The following is a 19,057-nucleotide window of genomic DNA, read 5'->3' on the forward strand; positions in this document are numbered from 1 at the left end:
TCCTACGATGGCTCGGTGGGCGGTGCTTGTCCGATGAATCTCCGGGTACCGCGTGGGAGTGAGGGGCGTTTCCGTTCGGGCTGAAGCTGTAGTGAAAGTGATGTGTTCGTGACGCGTCTCGGCGGTCCCGGGGACGACCGGGTGGGTGAGTCGGGCGATGAGGCCCTGGCCGCCGCCCGGGAGATCGCCGAGGCGGTGGACGGCCTCGCGCACTTGTGGGCGGTCGCCGCCCAGGGAGCGCTGGTGCGGTTGTCGCCGCAGCAGTTGCAGGCACTACGCGTTCTGCAGGCGGGGCCAGGGATGAATCTGACGGCTCTGGCGGAGGCGACAGGGCTGGCGATGCCCGCGGCCAGCCGCCTGTGCGACCGGCTGGAGGCGGCGGGTCTGCTGGGACGGACGCTTCACCCGCGCAACCGGCGCGAGGTGCGCCTGGAGCTCACCGCACTGGGCATACAGGTTCTCGGGGATGTCGCCGACCGCAGGGCCGAGGCGCTGGCTGCGGTGCTCGCCGCCATGGACACGGATACGCGGGAGGCGCTGGTCCGGGGCATGCGCGGGTTCGCGCGAGCGCGGTGGGGTGCGGACGGAAGGCCGAGGCTGTCGCCGTGAACCGGGGTCGGTGAGGTCGTCAGTCCTGGCGGCCGTTCCAGTCCAGGCAGACCACGGCCGCGTCGGACATCAGGTTCTTGCTGCCGTAGTGCTCCACCAGGCCCGCGACCACGGCGCGCGCCGTCTCGTGCGGTTTGGTCGTGCGGGTGGCGCTGAGGATCTGGCGCAGTGCCTGCTCGCCGAAGAGGTGGCCCGCGGTGGAGCGCGTGCTGTGGACGCCGCTGCTGACGGCGATCAGCCGGTCACCGGGCTCGACGTGGAAGGCCTGCTCCGTGTACTGGGTCTCCTCGAACATGCCGAGCGGCAGCTGCGCCTCCAGAGCGATGTGCTCGGTGTGGCCGTCGCGCTGGCGGAACAACTGGGGCGACCCGGCGTCGACCGCGGTGGCCGCGCCGGTGGCCAGGTCGAACTCCACCAGCAGCGTCGAGGCGTACGCCTTTCCGCCGTACTGGGCGAAGACGGCCTGGTCGGCGAGGGCGGCCTGGTCGGCCAGGCCGATGCCGGCCCGGCGGGCGTTGCGCAGGGCGCCCACGGTGAGGCTGGTCAGCAGTGAGGCGTCGATGCCCTGGCCCATGCCGTCGGTGACGGTCAGCAACAGCCGGTCGGCGCTGGTGGACCAGTCGAAGTTGTCCCCGCCGATGGCGTAGGCGGGCTCCAGGTGGGCGCCGATGACGTACTCCGCGCGCGAGCAGCCGCGTCCCGGCAGGAGCTCCCACTGCATCTCGGCGGCGAGGGTGAGACGGCGGGTGCGGCGGGCCTGGAGGTAGAGGTCGGTGTCGCGGTCGGCGGTGCTGATCTCGTGGCCCAGCGCCGCCGCGAAGTCCGCCAGGCGCAGCACGGTCTCCGGGTCGGCCGCGCGGGCCGGCAGCCGGACGCTGAGCACGCCCACGCGGTCGCCGCGCACGGTGATCGGGAGGTGCACCAGGTGGTCGTCGCTCTCGCGCAGGACCTCCACCACCGGGCTCTGGTCGGTGAAGGCGCGGCCGGCGGGGCCGTCGTGGGCGGAGACCGCGGGGCCGGTGTGGGGCAGGTGGGAGACCGGCTGGAGCACGGTCAGCCCGTAGTCGGCCAGCAGCACGGTCGTCTCCCGGGCCCCGGCCCCTTCGGCCAGCAGCCGGTCCGCGGTGGCGACCAGGGCGTGGGGCGCGGCGGCACGCAACTGGGCCTCCGCAGAGGCAAGCAGGTCAAAGGTATTCACGGTATTCGCTTTCTCACCTGGGGGTCTCCACGCTACTGCGCGGCGTGCTGTTACGGGCGGGAACGTCTGTCGTGAGGATCCGGTGGGCCGGCGGAGCGGGTTTCCGGCCGGTCGCCGCCGGTGTGTGGCACAGCAGGAGGCATACGTCGTCGTCGTGATCGGTGCCGTCCAGCAGGGGTCTGAGCAGGGCGTCCGCTGCCGCGTCCAGGTCCTGCTCCAGCTCCGGCGCGCGCAGCGCCGCGAGCGCGCCGGTGAGGCGGGCGATACCGGGGTCGATGCCCTCCGACCGGCGTTCGACCAGGCCGTCGGTGTAGAGCATCAGGGTCGAGCCGGGCGGCAGGTCGACGAGGTGGTCCGCGTAGGTGTGGGTGACGGGGATGCCGAGCATGACCCCCGGTCTGGCGTCGAGGACGTGGACGGTGCCGTCGCCCTCGCGGACGATGCCGGGCGGGTGGCCGGCCGAGGCCCACTCCGCCCGGTGGGTGCCCGGCCGGATCCGGACGACGAGCGCGGTGGCGTACAGGTCGGGTTGCAGGTGGCGGAGCATGCGGTGCAGGCGGGTGAGGATCTCGCCCGGGGAGATGTCGTCGACGGCGTAGGCGCGCAGCGCTGTCCGCAGTTGGCCCATGACGACGGCGGCCTGGAGCCCGTGGCCGGTGACGTCGCCCATGACGGTGAGCAGGCTTCCGTCGGGCTGGAGGAAGGCGTCGTACCAGTCGCCGCCGATGTTGAGCCCCTGGGTGGCGGGGAGGTAGCGCGCGGTCAGGAGCAGGCCGGGGACGGAGGGCAGCTCGGTCAGCTGGGCGTGCTGGAAGGTTTCGGCCGTGTCGCGGGACTGCTCGTAGCGGCGGGCGTTGTCCAGGGCGACGCCGACGCGGCGGGCGAGTTCGACCAGCATGATGCCGGTGTCGTGGTCGAACCGCGGGCCGGGCGCGGTGAGGGTGAGGACGCCGAGCAGGCGGTGCGCGCCGAGCGGGATGGCCAGCAGGGGGTGCCGCGGTGACAGGGCGGAGGGCGGGAGGTCGCTGACGCCGGGCAGGCCGGCCGGGCGGGGGCCGGCGTGTTGAGGGCGCCCGGTGAGGGCGGCGGTGACCGTGGGGGCGGCATGGCCGCGAGCCGGTCGTCCGCCGCCGTCCCGCTCGTCGGCGAGCCAGACGTCGACATTCTGCGCGTAGTGGGGCACCAGCAGGTCGGTGAGGGGGCGCAGGACGTCCGCGGGGTTCAGGGAGAGGGAGATCGCGGCGCTGGCGTCACCGAGGAACGTCAGCAGGCGCCGGGCCCGCTCGGCTTCGGCGCGTGCGGTCTGCTCTCCCTCCAGCAGGGCACGCTGGAGCTGGGCGGCGGCCTCCAGCTCGGAGTGCAGCGCCAGTACGCCGTTGTTGGTGTCGTGCAGTTCCCGCCGGTGCAGCTGGACGAGGTGTTCCTGCTCCTGGAGCAGGCTGACGAGCGCCTCGGTGTCCTCGTCGGCCCGCAGAAGGGCCTCGGGCAGGTGTGTGTCCGCCGGGTTCTGTGCCGTGCCGGGCATGTCCGGCAGCGGGCAGCTGAGCAGCGGGGCGTCGTCCCTGGTGTGCGCGGGGGTGTCGGCCGGCCGGAGCAGGACGTCGAGTCGCCCTTCCCGGGTCGCGGTGCTCGGCCGCTGGTGGAGGAGCAGCTCCCAGCCGCCGCCCTGGCCGAGGCAGCGGCGCAGGTGTGCGGTGAGCGCGGTGAGGAAGTGGGCCCGTTCCCGTGCCGGGCTGTGGCCGTCGGCGGTGATCCGGCCGACGGCGGCGCGGGCGCGGGCCACGTCGGTGACCGAAGTGACCTGCCATACCTGGGGGGCCGTGGTCATGGACGTCCGTCGGGGAGGGTGAGGGCGAGGACGACCACGGTGGCCACGCGGACCTCCCGGGCCCTGGTGACGTCCCGTACCGGGATGCCCAGGACCCTGCTCATGCCGCACCCGTGGAGCGGGCGGGCGGGCCGGTGGTGACCCAGTCGGTGATGGTGACGGTGGTGCCCTCTCCGGGGCGGCTGTCGAGGACGAACTCCCGCACGAGCCGCTTGGATCCGCTGAGTCCCAGGCCGAGGCCCCCGCCGGTGGTGTAGCCGTCCGTCATCGCCGCTTCGAGGTCGCGGATGCCGGGGCCGGAGTCGACGAACGACAACCGCAGGCCGCGGGCGTGTTCGTCGTCCAGCGGTGTGATCTCCGCGTGCCCGCCTCCGCCGTGCACCAGGGTGTTGCGGGCCAGTTCGCTGGCAGCGGTGACCAGCTTCGTCTGGGCGACGAGGCCGAAGCCGAGGTCCGCCGCGGTCTGGCGGACCTGCTGACGTACCCGGGGCAGGTCCGTGTCCGAGCCGATGGGGAGCACAACGGTCCGGGCCGACGGAGCATGCATCACGCACCTCCTTCCTGGCGGCCGGGCCGCTGCGGCGAGGGCGCGCGGTCCAGCAGGGACAGCGCGCTGTCGACGTCCAGGGCAGTGGCCAGGCCGGGCAGGGCGAGACCCAGTTCGACCAGGGTGATGGCCACGGCCGGACGCATGCCGGCCAGGACGGTACGGGCGGCCAGCAGGCGGGTGCCGGCCGCGATCTCGGCCAGGACCCGGCCGAGGAAGGAGTCGACGATCTCCACTGCGGTGATGTCGACGACCACGCCGCTCACGGGTGTCGGACTGTCGGCGACGCGGCGCGCGATGTCGTCCTGGAGCTGCCGCGCGGTGTGATCGGTCAGCTCGCCCTGCAGGGTGACCAGCAGGATGTCTCCGATCGGCAGAACCGGCACGGAGTTCACCGGGGTGGACGGCGTCATCGCCGGTTCACCCCTGTCCCCGGACGCTCCGCGAAGGCGATGCCCTCCTGGGCGAGGGCGCAGGCCAGGGCGTAGGCGAGACCGGCCCGGAGCGCGCCACCTCGGCGAGGGCGTCCACCACGGCCTTGCCCGCCTCGACCGTGTCGTCGCGGGAGACGGTGAAAACGGTGCGGAACAGGGCGGGGTCCGCCCATCGCTGGGCGATCTGCTCGCGCCGCCGTTCCAGGCAGCCGCCCAGCTCGCGCGCGGTCTCCAGGCTCGGACCGTGCTCCTGCGCCACCTGCATCGTCCCCTTGCTGCCGTCTCGGCGGGCCGCCCCGGGCGGCAGACCGTCAAGCAATTGTTGTCACATGACAAACGTTAGCGTGAGGGGTGCGAGTCGAACAACACACGAGCGCCATGAACGGCGCGCCGGACCTGTCTGAGGGTTCGCTCGCCCCTCCCCCGCCAAGTCCGTCCGGACCCACGGTCGACGCGCCGCCCTCGGGTCCCGCCCCGCCCCGGCGGCCGGCCGGTTGCCCTGCCCTGCCCTCAAGGGCCGTTCGAACAAGAGGGCGCCAGGGCCGTGAAGAGTACGCACAACTGGTCCAAGGCGTCATGGAGGACGGTCTGGTCGGTGCCGGCCGTGGCTAACGCCTGCCGCAGCAGCGCGCGCCGGTGCTCGCGGGTGGCGTGCAGCAGCTTCTCACCGGCCGGAGTGAGCTGGATCCTCACCTGCCGGCCGGCGCTGACGCGCTCGAGCAGGCCCCGCTGGCCCAGCCGGTCGCACAACCGCGTGGCGGAGGACGGCCCCACCCCCATCTGCTCCGCGAGGGAGGTGAGGTGCCGTGGCCCCGTCTCCAGTACGAGCAGCGTGCGCATCTGCTGATCGGACACCTCCGGTGCGATCTCCTTGTGCGCCTGCCGCCACAGCTGGATCATGGCCTCTGCCACGCGCTCGGCGGCCTGCACGGCGTCCGCCGGCTCGGGCGTGCAGGACATCCGTGTGCTCCTTTCCTGACCCGGTGACCATTCCGCTTACCCGGCTCGGCGGGCGACTATCCCAGGCCCCGGACGGAACGGACTCCCCGCACACACGTCCGGATCACGCGTAGCGAGTCCTTCTCAGATGAATCCCGGGTCCCGTCGGCGGTGGTCAGTGGTCGGACGATCACACGGCTGAGGCGTCCATAACGGCTGTGATGGATACGCGGTCTGCGGGAAGGAGGGCGTCTAACTCAGGGAGGCTGACGTGGAACGTATTCAGATCGGGCTGGCCGAGGCGCTGGCTGCGGCGGAGGAGGCCGCACCGGTGCACTCCCTCGACGTCATCGCGCGCAATCTGCGTGACCGGTTCGACGCGCGTCGCGTGTCGTTCCTGTTCGTCGATGTCGTCGGCCGTCGCCTGCTGCGGGTCAACGAGGAGAAGGCGACCCCACAGGAGCGCGGCGCCGATCAGGTCCCCCTGGCCGACAGTGTGTACGACGAGGTGCTGCGCACCCAGAACCTGGTGCGGACGTCGGAGGGCGCACTGGGACACCGCGTGCTCGCCCCCGTCAGCAACCGCGGGGACACCATCGGGGTCCTGGAGCTCTATCTCGACCACGTGACGCCCGACGTGCTGACGCAGGTCGAAGAGGTCGCGCACGCGCTGGCTTACATCATCGTGACGGACCGCCGGTTCACCGACCTCTATTACTGGGGCAACCGGGCCGGTTCGGTCACTCTGGCCGCGGAGATCCAGCGCCAGCTCCTGCCCTCGGCCCCCTCCTGCGAGGCCACCCAGTTCGCCCTCGCCGGCGCTCTGGTCCCGGCCTCCGACATCGCCGGCGACACCTACGACTACAGCCTCGACCACGACACACTGCACCTGTCCATCACCGACGCGATGGGCCACGACGTCGACGCCTCGCTCATCGCCACGCTCTTGGTCAACGCCTCCCGCGGTGCCCGCCGCGCCGGGGTGGGCCTCGCCGAGCAGGCCCGCCAGACCCACCAGGCCATCCTCGATCACGGCCGCCGCACCTTCGCCACCGGCCAACTCCTGCGCATCGCCCTGGACGGGTCCGGCGCCCAGCTCGTGAACGCCGGCCACGTCTGGCCCCTGCGGCTGCGCGACGGCGTCGTCGATGAGGTCCCGCTGCACGTCAACCTCCCCTTCGGCGTGCCCGCGCAGTCCCCCTACGAGGTGCAGGACCTCGACCTGCGTCCTGGTGACCGCCTCGTGCTCTACACCGACGGGATGCAGGAACGCCAGGCAGGAACCGTCGACCTGCCCGGCCTAGTCGGGGACACCGCCGGGGAGCATCCCCGCGAGGCCGTACGCGCCATGGTCAACGCCGTCACCGACGCCTGCAAGGGCCAGGTGAAGGACGACGCCACGGTCCTGTGCCTGGACTGGTACGGGCCCGCCCAGGAGGTCAGACCGGCCGGGGTTCCTCACTGAGCGGTCAGGTGGGAGCGCAGCCGGTTCAGGATCCGTGCGAGGAGACGGGAGACGTGCATCTGTGAGATGCCGAGTTCGGCGCCGATGTCGCGCTGGGTCATTTCGCGGCCGAATCGCATGGCGAGGATCAACCGGTCGCGTTCCGGTAGCCGCGCGATGACCGGCTGCAGGGCGGTCAGTTCCTCGACCAGTTCCAGGTCGTGGTCCTCGAAGCCGACCTGATCGGCCAGGATGTCGTCACGTTCCGTTTCGTCGAGGGTCGCGTCGAGGGACGCGGTGTGGTGACTGTGAGCGGCTTCGAGGCAGTCCAGTACCTCTTCGGGGTCCCGCTTCACGTAGGCGGCGAGTTCGAGGACGGTCGGCGGGCGGCCGAGCTCCTGTTCCAGGTCCGTGGTCGCGTTCTGCAGGGTCGGACGCAGCTCCTGGAGCCGGCGCGGAACGTGCACGGCCCAGGTGGTGTCGCGAAAGAACCGTTTGATCTCGCCCACGACGGTGGGAACCGCGAAACTCGCGAACTCGACGCCGCGCGAGGGATCGAAGCGGTTGATCGCTTTGATCAGTCCGACACTGCCGGCCTGGACGACGTCCTCGACCGACTCGGTCCGCGAGCGGAAGCGCCGCGCCGCGAAGTACACGAGGCTCATGTTGAGCTCGACCAGGGTGTTGCGGACGTACGAGTACTCCGCGGTCCCCTCCTGCAGCGCGTCCAGGCGGGCGAACAGCGGCTTGGACAGGGCCCGCGCGTCGGACGGGGTGATCTCCGCCAGGTCCGGCATGCCCGCGATACACGCCGGCCCCGGCGGCGGGTTGCGGTGACTGTCGAGGGATCCCTTCACGGTTCTCACTCTCCGCTCCAGTGATCTTTTCTACACGGGCAGATGATGCACGGACTGTTACCCCTGCCTCGCATCCATACACTCTCAGTCACGAACGGCCCATGTCGATGACGTACTTCCCCCGCACGCCCCCCGCCTCCAGCCCGCGGTGCGCCTTGGCCATGTCGGCCATGGGCAGCACGGTGTCGATCACGGGACGGATGTCCCCCGCCTCGACGAGCCGGGTGAGTTCGGCGATGCGGTCGGCGGACGGATTGTTGCTGAAGAGCTTGATACGCCGGGGCCGTACGGCGGCCCGCAGCCCCGCGCCGAGCATGGACGTGACGATGCGGTCCAGGTCGAAGGCCAGGGCGACCATGCGCCCCCGCCGGCCGAGCCGGGCCTGGTACGCGCCGAGATCGGTGCCCACCAGGTCGACGATGACATCGAAGCGGCCGAGGTCCTCCGGCCGGGTCGTGCGGTAGTCCAGGGCGGTGTCGGCACCGAGTTCCCTGACCCAGTCGAGGTTGCGGGCCCCGGCGAGAGCGGTGACGTCGGCGCCGAACGCCTTGCCGAGTTGCACGGCGATGCTGCCGACCCCACCGGTGGCGCCGCGGACCAGGAGCCGTTCACCGGCGGTGAGGTGCGCCTTGTCGGTCAGCGCGGTCAGCGCTGTGGTGCCGGACACGGGAAGGGCGGCGGCATCGAGCAGGCTCAGGTTCCCGGGTGCCCTGGCCAGCCGCTGCTCGGGTACGGCGACGTAGTCGGCGACGGCCCCGAAGGCGAAGTGTGGCATGACTCCCCACACCGCGTCCCCGGCCCGCCACCCGCGTACCCCGGCGCCCACCGCCGTGACGCGCCCGGCGAAGTCGCCGCCCACGCGGCGCGGGAACTTGGTACGGGTGATGCCGCGCATCCGGCCGGCGCGGAAGGGCAGTTCTCCCGCGTCCACGCTGGCGCCGTGCACTTCCACGAGCACCTCCCGGGGTCCCGGGACCGGGGTGGGCACCTCGTGGATGCCCAGCACCTCGGGCGGTCCGAAACGGTCGTACTCGACGGCGCGCATGAGCGGTCCCTCCGGGTTTCGGGTCGTGCCACGGCGGCACCACCCGGCATTAAGTGGGGTGGTCCCCCACTTACGACCGCTACGATAACCGGAGAGGCACCCCGCTTACCAACCCAGGAGGTCATGGTGGTCGGCCGAACAGCGCGACGACCCTTGCGCGCGGACGCCCGGCGCAACTACGAACGCATCGTCAGCGCCGCCCAGGAGGCCTTCCTGGAGCAGGGCGCCGACGCCTCCCTGGAAGAGATCGCCCGCCGGGCCGGCGTGGGCTCGGCGACCCTCCACCGGCACTTCCCGTCACGACACTCCCTGCTGCAGGCCGTGTTCCGCGACCGCGTCGACGCGCTCTGCGCACGGGCCCGGGAGCGCGCCGCGGCCGACGAGGAGCCGGGCGCCGCGCTCTTCGCCTGGCTGCACGACTTCAACGCCTACGCGGCAGCCAGCCACGGCCTGGTCGCCTCACTGCTGCGCGACGGCCAGGACGCCGGCCCGCCGCGGCAGGACGACGACTGCGCCGCCATGATCACGGCCGCGGCCGACGAACTCCTCCGGCGGGCCCAGCGGACGGGGGCGGTGCGGGCGGACATCCGCACCTCGGACCTGCTCACACTGCTCAGCGCCCTCTCGCTCGCCGTGCTGGACGACGACGGCACACAGACGGACCGGATGCTGGACATCACGATCAACGGGCTGCGCCCCCACGCCTGACTCTCCGACGGCTACGGCTGGGAGCAGGCATCACCGCCGCGCGTTGCCGCTGCGCTTCCGGCGCGCGGTCGGTCTCGGGCATCGGCGGCCCGTGCCGGCCGCGGCAGTTCCAGGTGCCTCCCCTGGAACCGCGTCCGCAGTCCGCGATCGTGGGTGACCAGCACGATCGCCCCCGGGAATCCGGTCAGCGCTTCCTCCAGCTCCTCGACCAGCGCCGGTGACAGGTGGTTCGTCGGCTCGTCGAGCAGCAGGAGATCGGCGGGCTCCGCAACCAGGCGCGCCAGGTCCACGCGGCGGCGCTGACCGTACGACAGCTCGCCCATGCGCAGCCGCAGTTCCGCCGGACGGAAGAGGCCGAGCGCGAGCAGGGCGTCGGCATGCCCCTCGGCACCGGGTGCGCGGCCGAGCCCGAACGCCTCGGTCACCGTCAGGTCCGGCGGCCAGGGTGTCTCGTCCTGGCGCAGATGGCCCACCCGGCCCGAAACCCGCACCGAGCCCTCGTCCGGCCGCAGTTCCCCGGCGAGCAGTTGCAGCAGCGTCGTCTTGCCGGCGCCGTTGGGGCCGGTGACGAGGAGCCGGTCACGGGGGCCGAGGGTGAGGGAGTCCAGGCGCAGGCGGCCGCCCACGCGTACGTCCGACAGCTGGGCGGCGGAAGGCCGCGCGGGGACGGTCTCGGTGCCTTCCGCGTCCTCCCCCGCCGTGGTCAAGCGCGGCGTGAAGGCCAGTGGGTCCGGCGGCGGCGCCACCGGGTTCGCGGCCAGCCGCTCGGCCCGCTCGCGGGCGTTGCGGAGGCGCGCCATCGCGCCGTGTGCCCGGCCTCGGGCCCGGAAGCCGCCGTGGCCGAAGCAGGCCAGCGGCACCTTGCGCGGGATGGCGTGGAGGCGTACGGCGTGGCCGGCGGCCAGCCGCTCGTTGCGGGCCAGCTCCGCGCGCCACTCCTCGTACTCCTGGAGCCGGCGCCGTCGCTCGGCCGCCTTCGCCGTGCGGTAGCCGGTGTAGCCGTCGCCGTAGCGGGTCACCTTTCGCGCGTCGGCCTCCAGGACGGTGACGGTCAGGCGTTCCAGGAAGACGCGGTCGTGGGTGATCGCGAGTACCGTGCCGCGGTGCGCCCGCAGTTGGGCCTCCAGCCACTCCACGGCCGTGTCGTCCAGGTCGTTGGTCGGCTCGTCCAGGAGCAGCAGTTCGGGGCGGCCGGCGAGGACGCCTGCCAGGGCGAGGCGGGAGCGCTCGCCACCGGACAGGGTGCCGAGCCGGCGCTCCCGGCGGAGAGCCGGCAGCCCGAGGTGATGCATCGCGACGTCCACCCGGTGGTCGGCGTCGTAGCCGCCGCGGGCCTCGAAGCGCGCGAGGAGCACGCCGTACGCCGCCAGTGCCGCCGGGTCCCCGTCGTCACCGAGCGCCCGCTCGGCCTGGCGCAGTGCGGCCTCCAGGTCACGCAGGTCCGCGAGGGCCAGGTCGATGGCGTCCTGGACGGTCGCGGTGGGGGGCAGGGGGATGGTCTGCGGCAGGTAGCCGATGCCGCCGGCCGCGGTCACGGTCACCTCGCCGCCGTCCGGGCGTTCCCGGCCTGCGATGAGCCTGAGGAGGGTGGACTTGCCGGCGCCGTTGTCACCGATCAGTCCGGCCTTCTCCCCCGGCTTCAGCGTGAAGGAGACCTGGTCCAGAACGGTGCGGCCGGAGTAGCGCTTGGTGACGTCGCAGAGGGTGAGTTGTGAGGTGTGCAAGGTCGGGTCCCTCCTGGCCATGCGGGTTCGAGCCCGGGCCGGATCGGGGTGGATGGCTGCACGGCGAGGCGCGGCGACGGCGGAGCGGGTGCTTCTACGCGGTCGGCGCCAGTGATCTCACAGGGAACCCATGCGGAGGACGGTACGCCACGGCGACCGAGTTGGCAATACGATACGTCTCGCCTCATTCGGCGGGCGCAGGATCGGTTCGGACGTCCGCCATCCGGCGGATCACGGAAAGTGACGAGGTGACTTGAGGTGCCCGATGGGGGAACCGGAAGGGGAGCCCCGGCACACCGGAGGACGCCGGGTGCCCGGACACCCGGATCCCTCACCGGAAGAGAGACACGATGGCGCACGAAGACGACGCCCGGCAGGCCGTGCCGAACACGCCCGGGATGCGCACCGATGGTGACGGGGTGACGCGCCGTCGCCCGCTGCGCGAGCGGCACGTCGAGGAGACGGTCGAGGTCGAGGTGCCGGTGCGGACGGCGTACAACCAGTGGACGCAGTTCAAGGCCTTCCCGCGCTTCTCGGCCGTGGTGCGGGGCGTCGAGCAGGTCCGGCCCACGGTGACCGCCTGGACCCTCGGTTACGGACCCCTGCGTCATCGCTTCTCGGTCGAGATCGTGGAGCAGGACCCCGACGCCTACCTGGCCTGGCGCGGTCTGGAGCAGCGCCCTCGCCACCAGGGCGAGGTCGAGTTCAGGCCGACGGACTCCGGCGGCACCGTGATCACTGTCCGGATGTTCCTGGAACCGCGGGGAGCCGCGAGGATCCTCACCCTTACGCCCAAGGCCGCCCGGCTGACCGCACGGCTGGTGCACGGGGAACTCATGAGGTTCAAGCGGTTCATCGAAGCGCTGGGGCAGGAGGGCGGCGCCTGGCGCGGCACGATCCGCAACGGCCGCGTGCAGCACGATCGACCGGAGCCGCCCAGGAGCCGCGTGGCCCAGTGGCCCGTCGGCTGACAGGTGTGCCGGAGAAGGTGAGAGAAAGGCGAACCCATGCAGAACCCGTCCGGTGAGGAGCCGGAGACCAGCCTCTCCGTGACACCGCCGAAGAAGTGGGCGGCCGGAGTCCCCGCGGTCGTGCACGCGCTGGAGTACTCCCTGGAGCAGACGTCCCCGGGCAGGACCGGGGTGGACCTGCTGACCATGAACCAGGTGGGCGGGATCGACTGCCCCGGCTGTGCGTGGGCGGACCCGGCCCCGGGGCGGCGCCATCGCAACGAGTACTGCGAGAACGGCGCCAAGCACATCAACGACGAGGCCACCACGCGCCGGGTCACCGCCGGCTTCTTCCGCGAGCACAGCGTCGCCGACCTGGCCGGCCGCTCCGACATGTGGCTCAACCAGCAGGGTCGGCTCACGGAACCGATGATCAAAAGGCCCGGCTCCGCGCACTACGAGCCCATCGGCTGGAACGACGCCTTGGGCGTCCTCGCGCGGGAACTGAAGGCGCTGGCCTCCCCGGACGAGGCCGTCTTCTACACCTCGGGCCGCGCCAGCAACGAGGCCGCCTTCGTCCTTCAGCTGTTCGCCCGCGCCTTCGGCACCAACAACCTGCCCGACTGCAGCAACATGTGCCACGAGTCCAGCGGCTTCGCCCTGAGCGAGACCCTGGGGACCGGCAAGGGCACCGTCAGTCTCGACGACCTCCACCACGCCGATCTGATCTTCCTGGTCGGGCAGAATCCGGGCACCAACCACCCGCGTCAGCTGTCCGCCCTGGAGGAGGCCAAGCGGGGCGGCGCCCGGATCGTGGCGGTCAACCCGCTGCCGGAGGCCGGGCTCCGGCGCTTCAAGAACCCGCAGAAGCCGAGCGGCATCGTCGGACGCGGCACCCAGATCGCCGACCGCTTCCTGCACATCAAGCCCGGCGGCGACCTCGCCCTGTTCCAGGCGCTCAACCGCCTGCTGCTGGAGGCCGAGGACGCCCGCCCCGGCACCGTCCTGGACCACGACTTCATCAACGCCCACACCACCGGCTTCGAGGAGTTCGCCCAGCACGCCCGCACCGTGGACTGGGACGACGTACTGGCCGCGACGGGACTGACCCGCGAGGAGATCGAGAAGGTACGCGACGAGGTCCTCGGCAGCGAACGCGTGGTCGTCTGCTGGGCGATGGGCATCACCCAGCACAAGCACGGCGTGCCCACCATCCGGGAGATCGTCAACTTCCTGATGCTGCGCGGCAATCTGGGACGCGCGGGCACCGGTGCCTGCCCCGTGCGCGGCCACAGCAACGTCCAGGGCGACCGCACCATGGGCATCTGGGAACAGATGCCGGACACCTTCCTCGACGCCCTGCGGCAGGAGTTCGGCTTCGACCCGCCGCGCCCGCACGGCCTGGACTCGGTGAACGCCATCAAGGCGATGCGCGAGGGCCGCGTCAAGGTCTTCCTCGCCCTGGCCGGCAACTTCGTCCGCGCCGCACCCGACAGCGAGGTCACCGAGAAGGCGATGCGCTCCTGCCGGCTGACCGCCCACATCTCCACCAAGCTCAACCGCTCACACACCGTCTGCGGCGACACCGCGCTGATCCTGCCGACCCTGGGGCGCACCGAGCGCGACGTCCAGGCCGACGGCGAACAGTTCGTCACCGTCGAGAACTCCATGAGCGAGGTGCACACCTCCCAGGGCCGCCTGGAACCGGCCTCCCCCACGCTGCTGAGCGAAATCGCGATCCTGTGCCGTCTCGCCCGGCTCACCCTGGACGGCAAGGTGGACATCCCCTGGGACACGTTCGAGGGCGACTACGGCACCATCCGCGACCGCATCTCCCGTATCGTGCCGGGCTTCCACGACTTCAACGCACGGGTGACCCGGCCCGGAGGCTTCCAACTGCCCAACCCGGTCAACGAGGGCGTCTTCAACAACAAGGTCGGCAAGGCCCTGTTCACGTGCAACGAGGGCGTGGTCCCCCGGGCTCCCGCAGGCCATCTGCTGCTGCAGACCCTGCGCTCGCACGACCAGTGGAACACCGTTCCGTACACCCAGAACGACCGCTACCGCGGCATCCACGGCAGCCGCCACGTCGTACTCGTCAACCCGGCCGATCTGAGCGAACTCGGCCTCGCCCAGGGCGATCACGTCGACCTGGTCAGCGTATGGGCGGACGGCTCCGAGCGCCGGGCCGAGAACTTCGAGGTCGTGCCCTACCCGGCCGCCAAGGGCTCGGCCGCCGCCTACTATCCCGAGACGAACGTCCTGGTGCCCCTGGACAGCGTCGCCGACATCAGCAACCAGCCCACCTCGAAGGGCATCGTCGTCCGCCTCGAACCCGTCCTCGACCGGACACAGCCCACCCCCGCCTGACCGGCGGGCCGGACCGCGCGGGGCGACGCGCGGTCCGTCGGGGCGGATCCGAGCCGCGGTCAGCCTGCGCGCTGGTCGATCAGTGCCGCCAAGCCGTCCAGGATCCGCTGCAGGCCGAAATCCCATGCCTGATCCTGCCCGCCGGACTGCTCGGCTGACGCGAGGGCCGCGGCGAGCGCGGGGAACCGGTCACCGTGCGTCCGCATCAGATCGCCGAGGACGGCGCCCAGTTGGGCCTCGGGGTTGCCCGCGGGGCCTGCCGCACGGGCCTGCTGGGTGATGCCGCGTACGTGATCGACCAGCAGGACGGCCGCGTCCATCCGCTCGGCACCGCTCAACCCGGTGCCGTCCAGGTCGGACACGGCACGCTCCAGCCAGGACAGCTCTCCAGGCCCCATGATCCGCGGCCCGACGGTGGCGTCCAGCACCCAGGAGTGCCGACGGAAGACGGTGAGCAGCCGGCGGGCCCACTCCTCCAGTCGCTCACGCCAGCCACCGTGCCGCACGGGGAAGTTCCTCGCCCCCGCCACCGGTATCCGTCTGCGCAACATGCTGCTGTCCCGGCGCCTGCTCATGAACGGCATGCTCAAGCTGGGCGAGAAAGTCAGCAGCACCGTGGCCCTGCCCGACTATCCGGCCGACGCCGGCCGCGTCAGCCGGTGACAGCCGGGTTCCGCGACCGGGGTCATCCGGCGGTGGGCGTCGCGCGGCCGGAGCGCTCGGCCTTCCCGTACTGCTCCAGCAGCTCGCCGTACGCGGTGGACGGGAGCGCCGGGCCACTCTCGCGCAGGGCGTCCCGGAAGGCCAGGGTGGCCTCGGTGACGTAGCGGCCGGGGCCCAGGACGCGCAGGCAGTCGTCGACGAGCCCGGCGAAGTCGATCAGACCGTCGGCCGGGGCGCCGTCGCGCCGGACCCGCGCCTCGGCCAGGCAGCCGCGGATCATCAGCGAGCCGAGGTGGTCGGGGCCCCAGATCCGCAGGGCTGCCGGCAGCAGGTCCTCGTACGCGATGACCGACCCGGCGAAGTCCTCGCTGTCCGCGAGCAGCTGGGCGTAGGTGGCGCGGACGGGAAGGGCCTCGATGTGGTCGGGCGCCATGCTCCGCCGGTAATCCTGGATCAGCTCGCGGCACTCCTACCAGATCCCGGACCCGGTCGCAGGCCCCGGCCGGGTCGCCCGACTCACCCTGTAGGTGCGCGAGTTGAATGCGTACCTTGCGTGTCTGATGGAGTGAGGTGCTGAGGGCACCGGTGTGGCGTGTGCTCCAGTTCTGCCGTTGTCCCCGGTTCCGCCGAGAGAGCGGCCGTGGTATCGAGGCCGGGTACCCTTCCCGGTCAGAGCCTGAAGATCCGTCGTGCGTTGCCGGACAGGAACAGCTCGGTGGCCTCCTCGTCCAGGCGCAGTTCGCCGAGGTGTTCCAGTGCCCGGCCGGGGGTGATCATGGGGTAGTTGGTGCCGAACAGCACCTTCTCCCGGCCCCGGCCGCGCAGGTAGTCGACCAGCTCACGCGGGTAGCGGCGAGCGGTGTAGGCGCTGGTGTCGATGTACACGTTGGCGTGTTTGTCGGCCACCGCGGTCATCTCCGTGGTCCACGGGTAGCCGATGTGCCCGCACACGATGGTCAGCTCGGGGAAGTCGAGCGCGATCTGATCGATGTACGGAATGGGGCGGCCGGTCTCGGACGGGCGCAGAGGACCGGTGTGGCCGACCTGTGTGCAGAAGGGAATGCCGAGGTCCACGCACGCCGCGTACAGCGGGTAGTAGAGCCGGTCGGTGGGCGGCAGCTGCCACAGCCAGGGCACGATCCGCAGGGCCACGAACCCGAGTTCTTCGACGGCCCGGCGCAGTTCCCGCACGGCCCGGACCGGCCGGGTGAGATCCGCGCCGGCCACCCCGCGCAGCCGTCCCTCGGACTCGGCGACGAACTCGGCCACTTCGTCATTGCTGATCAGTTGCCCCTGGGGCCCGTACCAGGCCGACGAAAGTCCGATCTCCACATCGGCCGCCTTCATCGCGGCCACCGTGGCCTTGACCGGCAGGGGTTCCTCGAGCAGGCCCTGCCCTGTCCACCGGCGCAGCGACTCGAACATCTCGTGGTTGGAGTGACGGAGCGTGGGGTGCTGCATCCACGCATCGATGACCGGCATCGGGTGCCCCTGCCCCTCTCGCGCGACGCCGCTGGTCACACCGAAGGCGGCTAAGCGGACGCTTACCGCGACCCTAGCCGGTGCTCACCGCCCCCGACTACCCCTCGATCGACCTGTGGTCGCTCGCTAGGCTGCGGCGATGGAGCGAGCGACCGGCACCCCCGGAGGCATGGCCCCGTCCGCGGAACCGGACCGGGTGAACGACTACGACGGTTTCGCCGAGGCCTACTCGGCGGAGAACGAGAACAGCCTCGTGAACGCGTACTACGAACGACCCGCGATGCTGTCCCTCGCCGGAGGCGTGGCCGGCCACCGGGTGCTGGACGCAGGCTGCGGCTCGGGCCCGCTGACCGCCGCACTGCGCGAACGCGGCGCGGTCGTCACCGGCGTCGACGCCAGCGCTGGGATGCTGGCGCTGGCCAGGCGGCGGCTCGGCGACGACGTGGCGCTGCACGTGGTCGACCTGCGCGACCGCTTGCCGTTCGACGACGGGGCGTTCGACGACGTGCTCGCGTCGCTGGTCCTGCACTACCTGGAGGACTGGGGGCCGACGCTGGCCGAGTTGCGGCGCGTGCTCAGGCCCGGCGGTCGGCTGATCGCTTCGGTGGATCACCCTGTCACGGCCTACACGATCCGGGATCCCCGACCGGACTACTTCGCGACCACGGCGTATACCTTCGACTGGATGCTCGGCGGGCGGTCCACCCCTATGCGGCTGTGGCGCAAGCCGTTGCACGCGATGATCGACGCCTTCACCACCGCCGGTTTCCACCTCTCCGTGATCAGTGAGCCGCAGCCCGACCCGGCCGCCCGTGACCTGTTCCCCGACGACTTCCATGATCTTTCGACCAGGCCCTGCTTCCTGTTCTTCGTCGTCGAGGCATCACCGTCGGCTGCGGGCTCGGACGCGTAGCCGGGCGGCGAAGTCATCGGGCTCGGCTCCGGTCGCGGGAGAAGCGCCGGCGTTGCGCGCACGGGTACCGGCGTCATGCCGGAGGAATGCGGAACTCGAACTCGGGACGGTCCCACGGCACGGCGGGCGGGTGGGCCAGCGCGGTCCCGGTCCGTACGGCCCCGACGCGGTGGTAGAAGTCCGCGGCCGGAAGATGCGACACGACTCTGACACGGCTGAGCCCGGCGGCACGGGCCTCGGACCGCATGTGCGCGATGAGCTGTCGTCCGATGCCGCGTCCTTGCGCTGCGTCGGCGACGAACAGCAGATCGAGTTCGGGTGGAGCGAGGACGAGCGAGTAGAAGCCGAGGACCGGGCCTCCCTCCTCGTCGGCGCCGACGGCCACGAAGACACGGTTGGCCTCGATGTAATCGGCACCGACCCGGTAGTCCGCGACCGCGGCCTCGTACTTACCCGCGTAGGCTCCTGAGCCGCGCACAAGCCGCGTGAGCCGTTTGGCGTCCCGCGCGACGGCCCTCCGGGTCGTGATCGGCCGGCTGACGGGGGAAGTGCGTGAACCCATCGGGGAAGTATGCCGTAACAAGCCTGGACAGTCCGAGAGAGTCCGAGCGGGGAGACGCGGTCCCTCAGGCGCCGGCCTTGTCCGCGAGGCCGGCGGGGCGGCCCTGCAGTTCCTTGTTGATGCGCCTGGCTTCTTCGAGTTGGTCTTCCAGGATGATGATGCGGCAGGCCGCCTCGACGGAAGTGCCCTGATCCACGAGTTCGCGAGCGCGGGCGGCGATGCGCAGCTGGTAGCGGGAGTAGCGGCGGTGGCCGCCTTCCGAGCGGAGGGGCGTGATCAGTCGGGCTTCTCCGATGGCTCTCAGGAAGGCCGGGGTCGTGTCGAGCATCTCGGCTGCCCGCCCCATGGTGTAGGCGGGGTAATCGTCGTCGTCGATCCGGTTGAGTGATGTGTCTGCCGTCATGGGCGCCTCTTGTCGGGGGAACGCGTCGAGGGGGCCTTGGTGCCGAAACGGCACCAAGGCCCCGAGGGATTTGCAACACCATCTGCCGGCTTACTGCACTGCCGGCCTTCTGCTTCCGCACCGGCCCCCGACGGGGGGCGGGCAGTTGATAGATCGCGAATGCCTGACCGTGGGACCACCTTCCGTTCCGGGGGATGCGCTACTGATTCCCGTACTACTGGCGGCCCTGGTCGGCCGCCCGGCCCGGCAGCCAGCGGAAGGACCCTTGCTCCTTCGGCCCCGCCACTCCACTGCCGTGCCACAACCACTGTTCTGCATGCGGGCAGTTCGTGTCTGCCTCGCCTCACTGACTTCCTGACTACGGCACGACACTAACCCCCA

General features: G+C 71.5%; 20 protein-coding genes. 6 read left to right on the plus strand and 14 right to left on the minus strand.

Annotation, left to right across the window (positions count from 1 at the left end; translation table 11 throughout):
• The first annotated feature begins 108 nt into the window (after positions 1–108).
• Positions 109–609, plus strand: coding sequence for a MarR family winged helix-turn-helix transcriptional regulator (locus tag ACFIF2_RS00250; protein ID WP_395570350.1), 501 nt, complete (start codon positions 109–111; stop codon positions 607–609).
• A 19-nt stretch (positions 610–628) separates the two neighbouring features.
• On the opposite strand, the gene ACFIF2_RS00255 is transcribed toward ACFIF2_RS00250, so the two are convergent.
• The 6 genes from ACFIF2_RS00255 to ACFIF2_RS00280 form a co-directional block, all read right to left on the minus strand.
• On the minus strand, positions 629–1,807 hold the full coding sequence (locus ACFIF2_RS00255) for a PP2C family protein-serine/threonine phosphatase (RefSeq protein ID WP_395570351.1): 1,179 nt from the start codon (positions 1,805–1,807) through the stop codon (positions 629–631).
• A gap of 13 nt (positions 1,808–1,820) precedes the next feature.
• Positions 1,821–3,635 carry a PP2C family protein-serine/threonine phosphatase gene (locus ACFIF2_RS00260; RefSeq protein WP_395570352.1) on the minus strand — a complete coding sequence of 605 codons (1,815 nt, stop codon included), beginning with the start codon at positions 3,633–3,635 and terminating at the stop codon, positions 1,821–1,823.
• A gap of 100 nt (positions 3,636–3,735) precedes the next feature.
• Positions 3,736–4,182 (minus strand): ATP-binding protein, encoded by a 447-nt coding sequence (locus ACFIF2_RS00265; RefSeq protein ID WP_395570353.1) that lies wholly within the window; start codon positions 4,180–4,182, stop codon positions 3,736–3,738.
• On the minus strand, positions 4,182–4,595 hold the full coding sequence (locus ACFIF2_RS00270) for an STAS domain-containing protein (RefSeq protein ID WP_395570354.1): 414 nt from the start codon (positions 4,593–4,595) through the stop codon (positions 4,182–4,184). The genes ACFIF2_RS00265 and ACFIF2_RS00270 overlap by 1 nt, the downstream gene beginning before the upstream one ends.
• Before the next feature lie 7 nt (positions 4,596–4,602).
• A complete protein-coding gene (locus tag ACFIF2_RS00275) occupies positions 4,603–4,881 on the minus strand; it encodes an RsbRD N-terminal domain-containing protein (protein WP_395570355.1) in 279 nt (92 codons plus the stop codon).
• A gap of 245 nt (positions 4,882–5,126) precedes the next feature.
• Complete coding sequence (locus tag ACFIF2_RS00280) at positions 5,127–5,576, minus strand: MarR family winged helix-turn-helix transcriptional regulator (RefSeq protein WP_395570356.1); 450 nt, start codon at positions 5,574–5,576, stop codon at positions 5,127–5,129.
• A 250-nt stretch (positions 5,577–5,826) separates the two neighbouring features.
• Between ACFIF2_RS00280 and ACFIF2_RS00285 the strand changes: the two genes are divergently transcribed.
• Complete coding sequence (locus ACFIF2_RS00285) at positions 5,827–7,020, plus strand: PP2C family protein-serine/threonine phosphatase (RefSeq protein WP_395570357.1); 1,194 nt, start codon at positions 5,827–5,829, stop codon at positions 7,018–7,020.
• On the opposite strand, the gene ACFIF2_RS00290 is transcribed toward ACFIF2_RS00285, so the two are convergent.
• Together ACFIF2_RS00290 and ACFIF2_RS00295 are read right to left on the minus strand one after the other, a co-directional pair.
• On the minus strand, positions 7,014–7,856 hold the full coding sequence (locus ACFIF2_RS00290) for a SigB/SigF/SigG family RNA polymerase sigma factor (protein ID WP_395570358.1): 843 nt from the start codon (positions 7,854–7,856) through the stop codon (positions 7,014–7,016). The genes ACFIF2_RS00285 and ACFIF2_RS00290 overlap by 7 nt on opposite strands.
• An 88-nt stretch (positions 7,857–7,944) precedes the next feature.
• Complete coding sequence (locus ACFIF2_RS00295; RefSeq protein ID WP_395570359.1) at positions 7,945–8,901, minus strand: NAD(P)-dependent alcohol dehydrogenase; 957 nt, start codon at positions 8,899–8,901, stop codon at positions 7,945–7,947.
• A gap of 123 nt (positions 8,902–9,024) precedes the next feature.
• On the opposite strand from ACFIF2_RS00295, the gene ACFIF2_RS00300 reads away from it, so the two are divergent.
• Positions 9,025–9,609, plus strand: coding sequence for a TetR/AcrR family transcriptional regulator (locus ACFIF2_RS00300; protein ID WP_395570360.1), 585 nt, complete (start codon positions 9,025–9,027; stop codon positions 9,607–9,609).
• Between the two features lie 11 nt (positions 9,610–9,620).
• Here ACFIF2_RS00300 and ACFIF2_RS00305 read toward each other — a convergent pair whose 3' ends face one another.
• Entirely contained in the window at positions 9,621–11,333 is a 1,713-nt protein-coding gene (locus ACFIF2_RS00305; RefSeq protein WP_395570361.1) for a TlrC/CarA/OleB/SrmB family ABC-F type ribosomal protection protein, read from the minus strand.
• A gap of 350 nt (positions 11,334–11,683) precedes the next feature.
• Here ACFIF2_RS00305 and ACFIF2_RS00310 point away from each other — a divergent pair, with 350 nt between their 5' ends.
• Entirely contained in the window at positions 11,684–12,304 is a 621-nt protein-coding gene (locus ACFIF2_RS00310; RefSeq protein ID WP_395570362.1) for an SRPBCC family protein, read from the plus strand.
• A 36-nt stretch (positions 12,305–12,340) separates the two neighbouring features.
• Positions 12,341–14,653, plus strand: a complete 2,313-nt coding sequence (locus ACFIF2_RS00315) for an FdhF/YdeP family oxidoreductase (RefSeq protein ID WP_395570363.1) — start codon at positions 12,341–12,343, stop codon at positions 14,651–14,653.
• A gap of 59 nt (positions 14,654–14,712) precedes the next feature.
• Here ACFIF2_RS00315 and ACFIF2_RS00320 read toward each other — a convergent pair whose 3' ends face one another.
• The 3 genes from ACFIF2_RS00320 to ACFIF2_RS00330 form a co-directional block, all read right to left on the minus strand.
• A complete protein-coding gene (locus ACFIF2_RS00320; RefSeq protein ID WP_395570364.1) occupies positions 14,713–15,159 on the minus strand; it encodes a TetR/AcrR family transcriptional regulator C-terminal domain-containing protein in 447 nt (148 codons plus the stop codon).
• Between the two features lie 179 nt (positions 15,160–15,338).
• The gene (locus ACFIF2_RS00325; RefSeq protein ID WP_395570365.1) at positions 15,339–15,749 is read right to left on the minus strand and encodes a hypothetical protein; all 411 of its coding nucleotides are present in this window, start codon (positions 15,747–15,749) and stop codon (positions 15,339–15,341) included.
• A gap of 236 nt (positions 15,750–15,985) precedes the next feature.
• Positions 15,986–16,798, minus strand: a complete 813-nt coding sequence (locus ACFIF2_RS00330; RefSeq protein WP_395570366.1) for an amidohydrolase family protein — start codon at positions 16,796–16,798, stop codon at positions 15,986–15,988.
• A gap of 139 nt (positions 16,799–16,937) precedes the next feature.
• Between ACFIF2_RS00330 and ACFIF2_RS00335 the strand changes: the two genes are divergently transcribed.
• A complete protein-coding gene (locus ACFIF2_RS00335; RefSeq protein WP_395570367.1) occupies positions 16,938–17,711 on the plus strand; it encodes a class I SAM-dependent methyltransferase in 774 nt (257 codons plus the stop codon).
• Positions 17,712–17,784: 73 nt separating this feature from the next.
• On the opposite strand, the gene ACFIF2_RS00340 is transcribed toward ACFIF2_RS00335, so the two are convergent.
• Both ACFIF2_RS00340 and ACFIF2_RS00345 read right to left on the minus strand, forming a co-directional pair.
• On the minus strand, positions 17,785–18,273 hold the full coding sequence (locus ACFIF2_RS00340; RefSeq protein ID WP_395570368.1) for a GNAT family N-acetyltransferase: 489 nt from the start codon (positions 18,271–18,273) through the stop codon (positions 17,785–17,787).
• 64 nt (positions 18,274–18,337) lie between these two features.
• Positions 18,338–18,676: a MerR family transcriptional regulator gene (locus ACFIF2_RS00345; protein ID WP_395570369.1), complete on the minus strand. Its 339-nt coding sequence runs from the start codon at positions 18,674–18,676 to the stop codon at positions 18,338–18,340.
• Positions 18,677–19,057: the final 381 nt, after the last annotated feature.

It is taken from the genome of Streptomyces sp. BK79, assembly GCF_044142145.1.
GTDB lineage: Bacteria > Actinomycetota > Actinomycetes > Streptomycetales > Streptomycetaceae > Streptomyces.

Excerpts from the sequence above, each read along its gene's own strand:
- ACFIF2_RS00265 (WP_395570353.1), bottom strand. The coding sequence starts at position 4,182 with ATGCATGCTCCGTCGGCCCGGACCGTTGTGCTCCCCATCGGCTCGGAC.
- ACFIF2_RS00270 (WP_395570354.1), bottom strand. The coding sequence starts at position 4,595 with ATGACGCCGTCCACCCCGGTGAACTCCGTGCCGGTTCTGCCGATCGGA.
- ACFIF2_RS00295 (WP_395570359.1), bottom strand. The coding sequence starts at position 8,901 with ATGCGCGCCGTCGAGTACGACCGTTTCGGACCGCCCGAGGTGCTGGGC.
- ACFIF2_RS00335 (WP_395570367.1), top strand. The coding sequence starts at position 16,938 with ATGGAGCGAGCGACCGGCACCCCCGGAGGCATGGCCCCGTCCGCGGAA.
- ACFIF2_RS00310 (WP_395570362.1), top strand. The coding sequence starts at position 11,684 with ATGGCGCACGAAGACGACGCCCGGCAGGCCGTGCCGAACACGCCCGGG.
- ACFIF2_RS00315 (WP_395570363.1), top strand. The coding sequence starts at position 12,341 with ATGCAGAACCCGTCCGGTGAGGAGCCGGAGACCAGCCTCTCCGTGACA.
- ACFIF2_RS00300 (WP_395570360.1), top strand. The coding sequence starts at position 9,025 with ATGGTGGTCGGCCGAACAGCGCGACGACCCTTGCGCGCGGACGCCCGG.
- ACFIF2_RS00345 (WP_395570369.1), bottom strand. The coding sequence starts at position 18,676 with ATGACGGCAGACACATCACTCAACCGGATCGACGACGACGATTACCCC.
- ACFIF2_RS00280 (WP_395570356.1), bottom strand. The coding sequence starts at position 5,576 with ATGTCCTGCACGCCCGAGCCGGCGGACGCCGTGCAGGCCGCCGAGCGC.
- ACFIF2_RS00330 (WP_395570366.1), bottom strand. The coding sequence starts at position 16,798 with ATGCCGGTCATCGATGCGTGGATGCAGCACCCCACGCTCCGTCACTCC.
- ACFIF2_RS00260 (WP_395570352.1), bottom strand. The coding sequence starts at position 3,635 with ATGACCACGGCCCCCCAGGTATGGCAGGTCACTTCGGTCACCGACGTG.
- ACFIF2_RS00340 (WP_395570368.1), bottom strand. The coding sequence starts at position 18,273 with ATGGGTTCACGCACTTCCCCCGTCAGCCGGCCGATCACGACCCGGAGG.
- ACFIF2_RS00275 (WP_395570355.1), bottom strand. The coding sequence starts at position 4,881 with ATGCAGGTGGCGCAGGAGCACGGTCCGAGCCTGGAGACCGCGCGCGAG.
- ACFIF2_RS00325 (WP_395570365.1), bottom strand. The coding sequence starts at position 15,749 with ATGGCGCCCGACCACATCGAGGCCCTTCCCGTCCGCGCCACCTACGCC.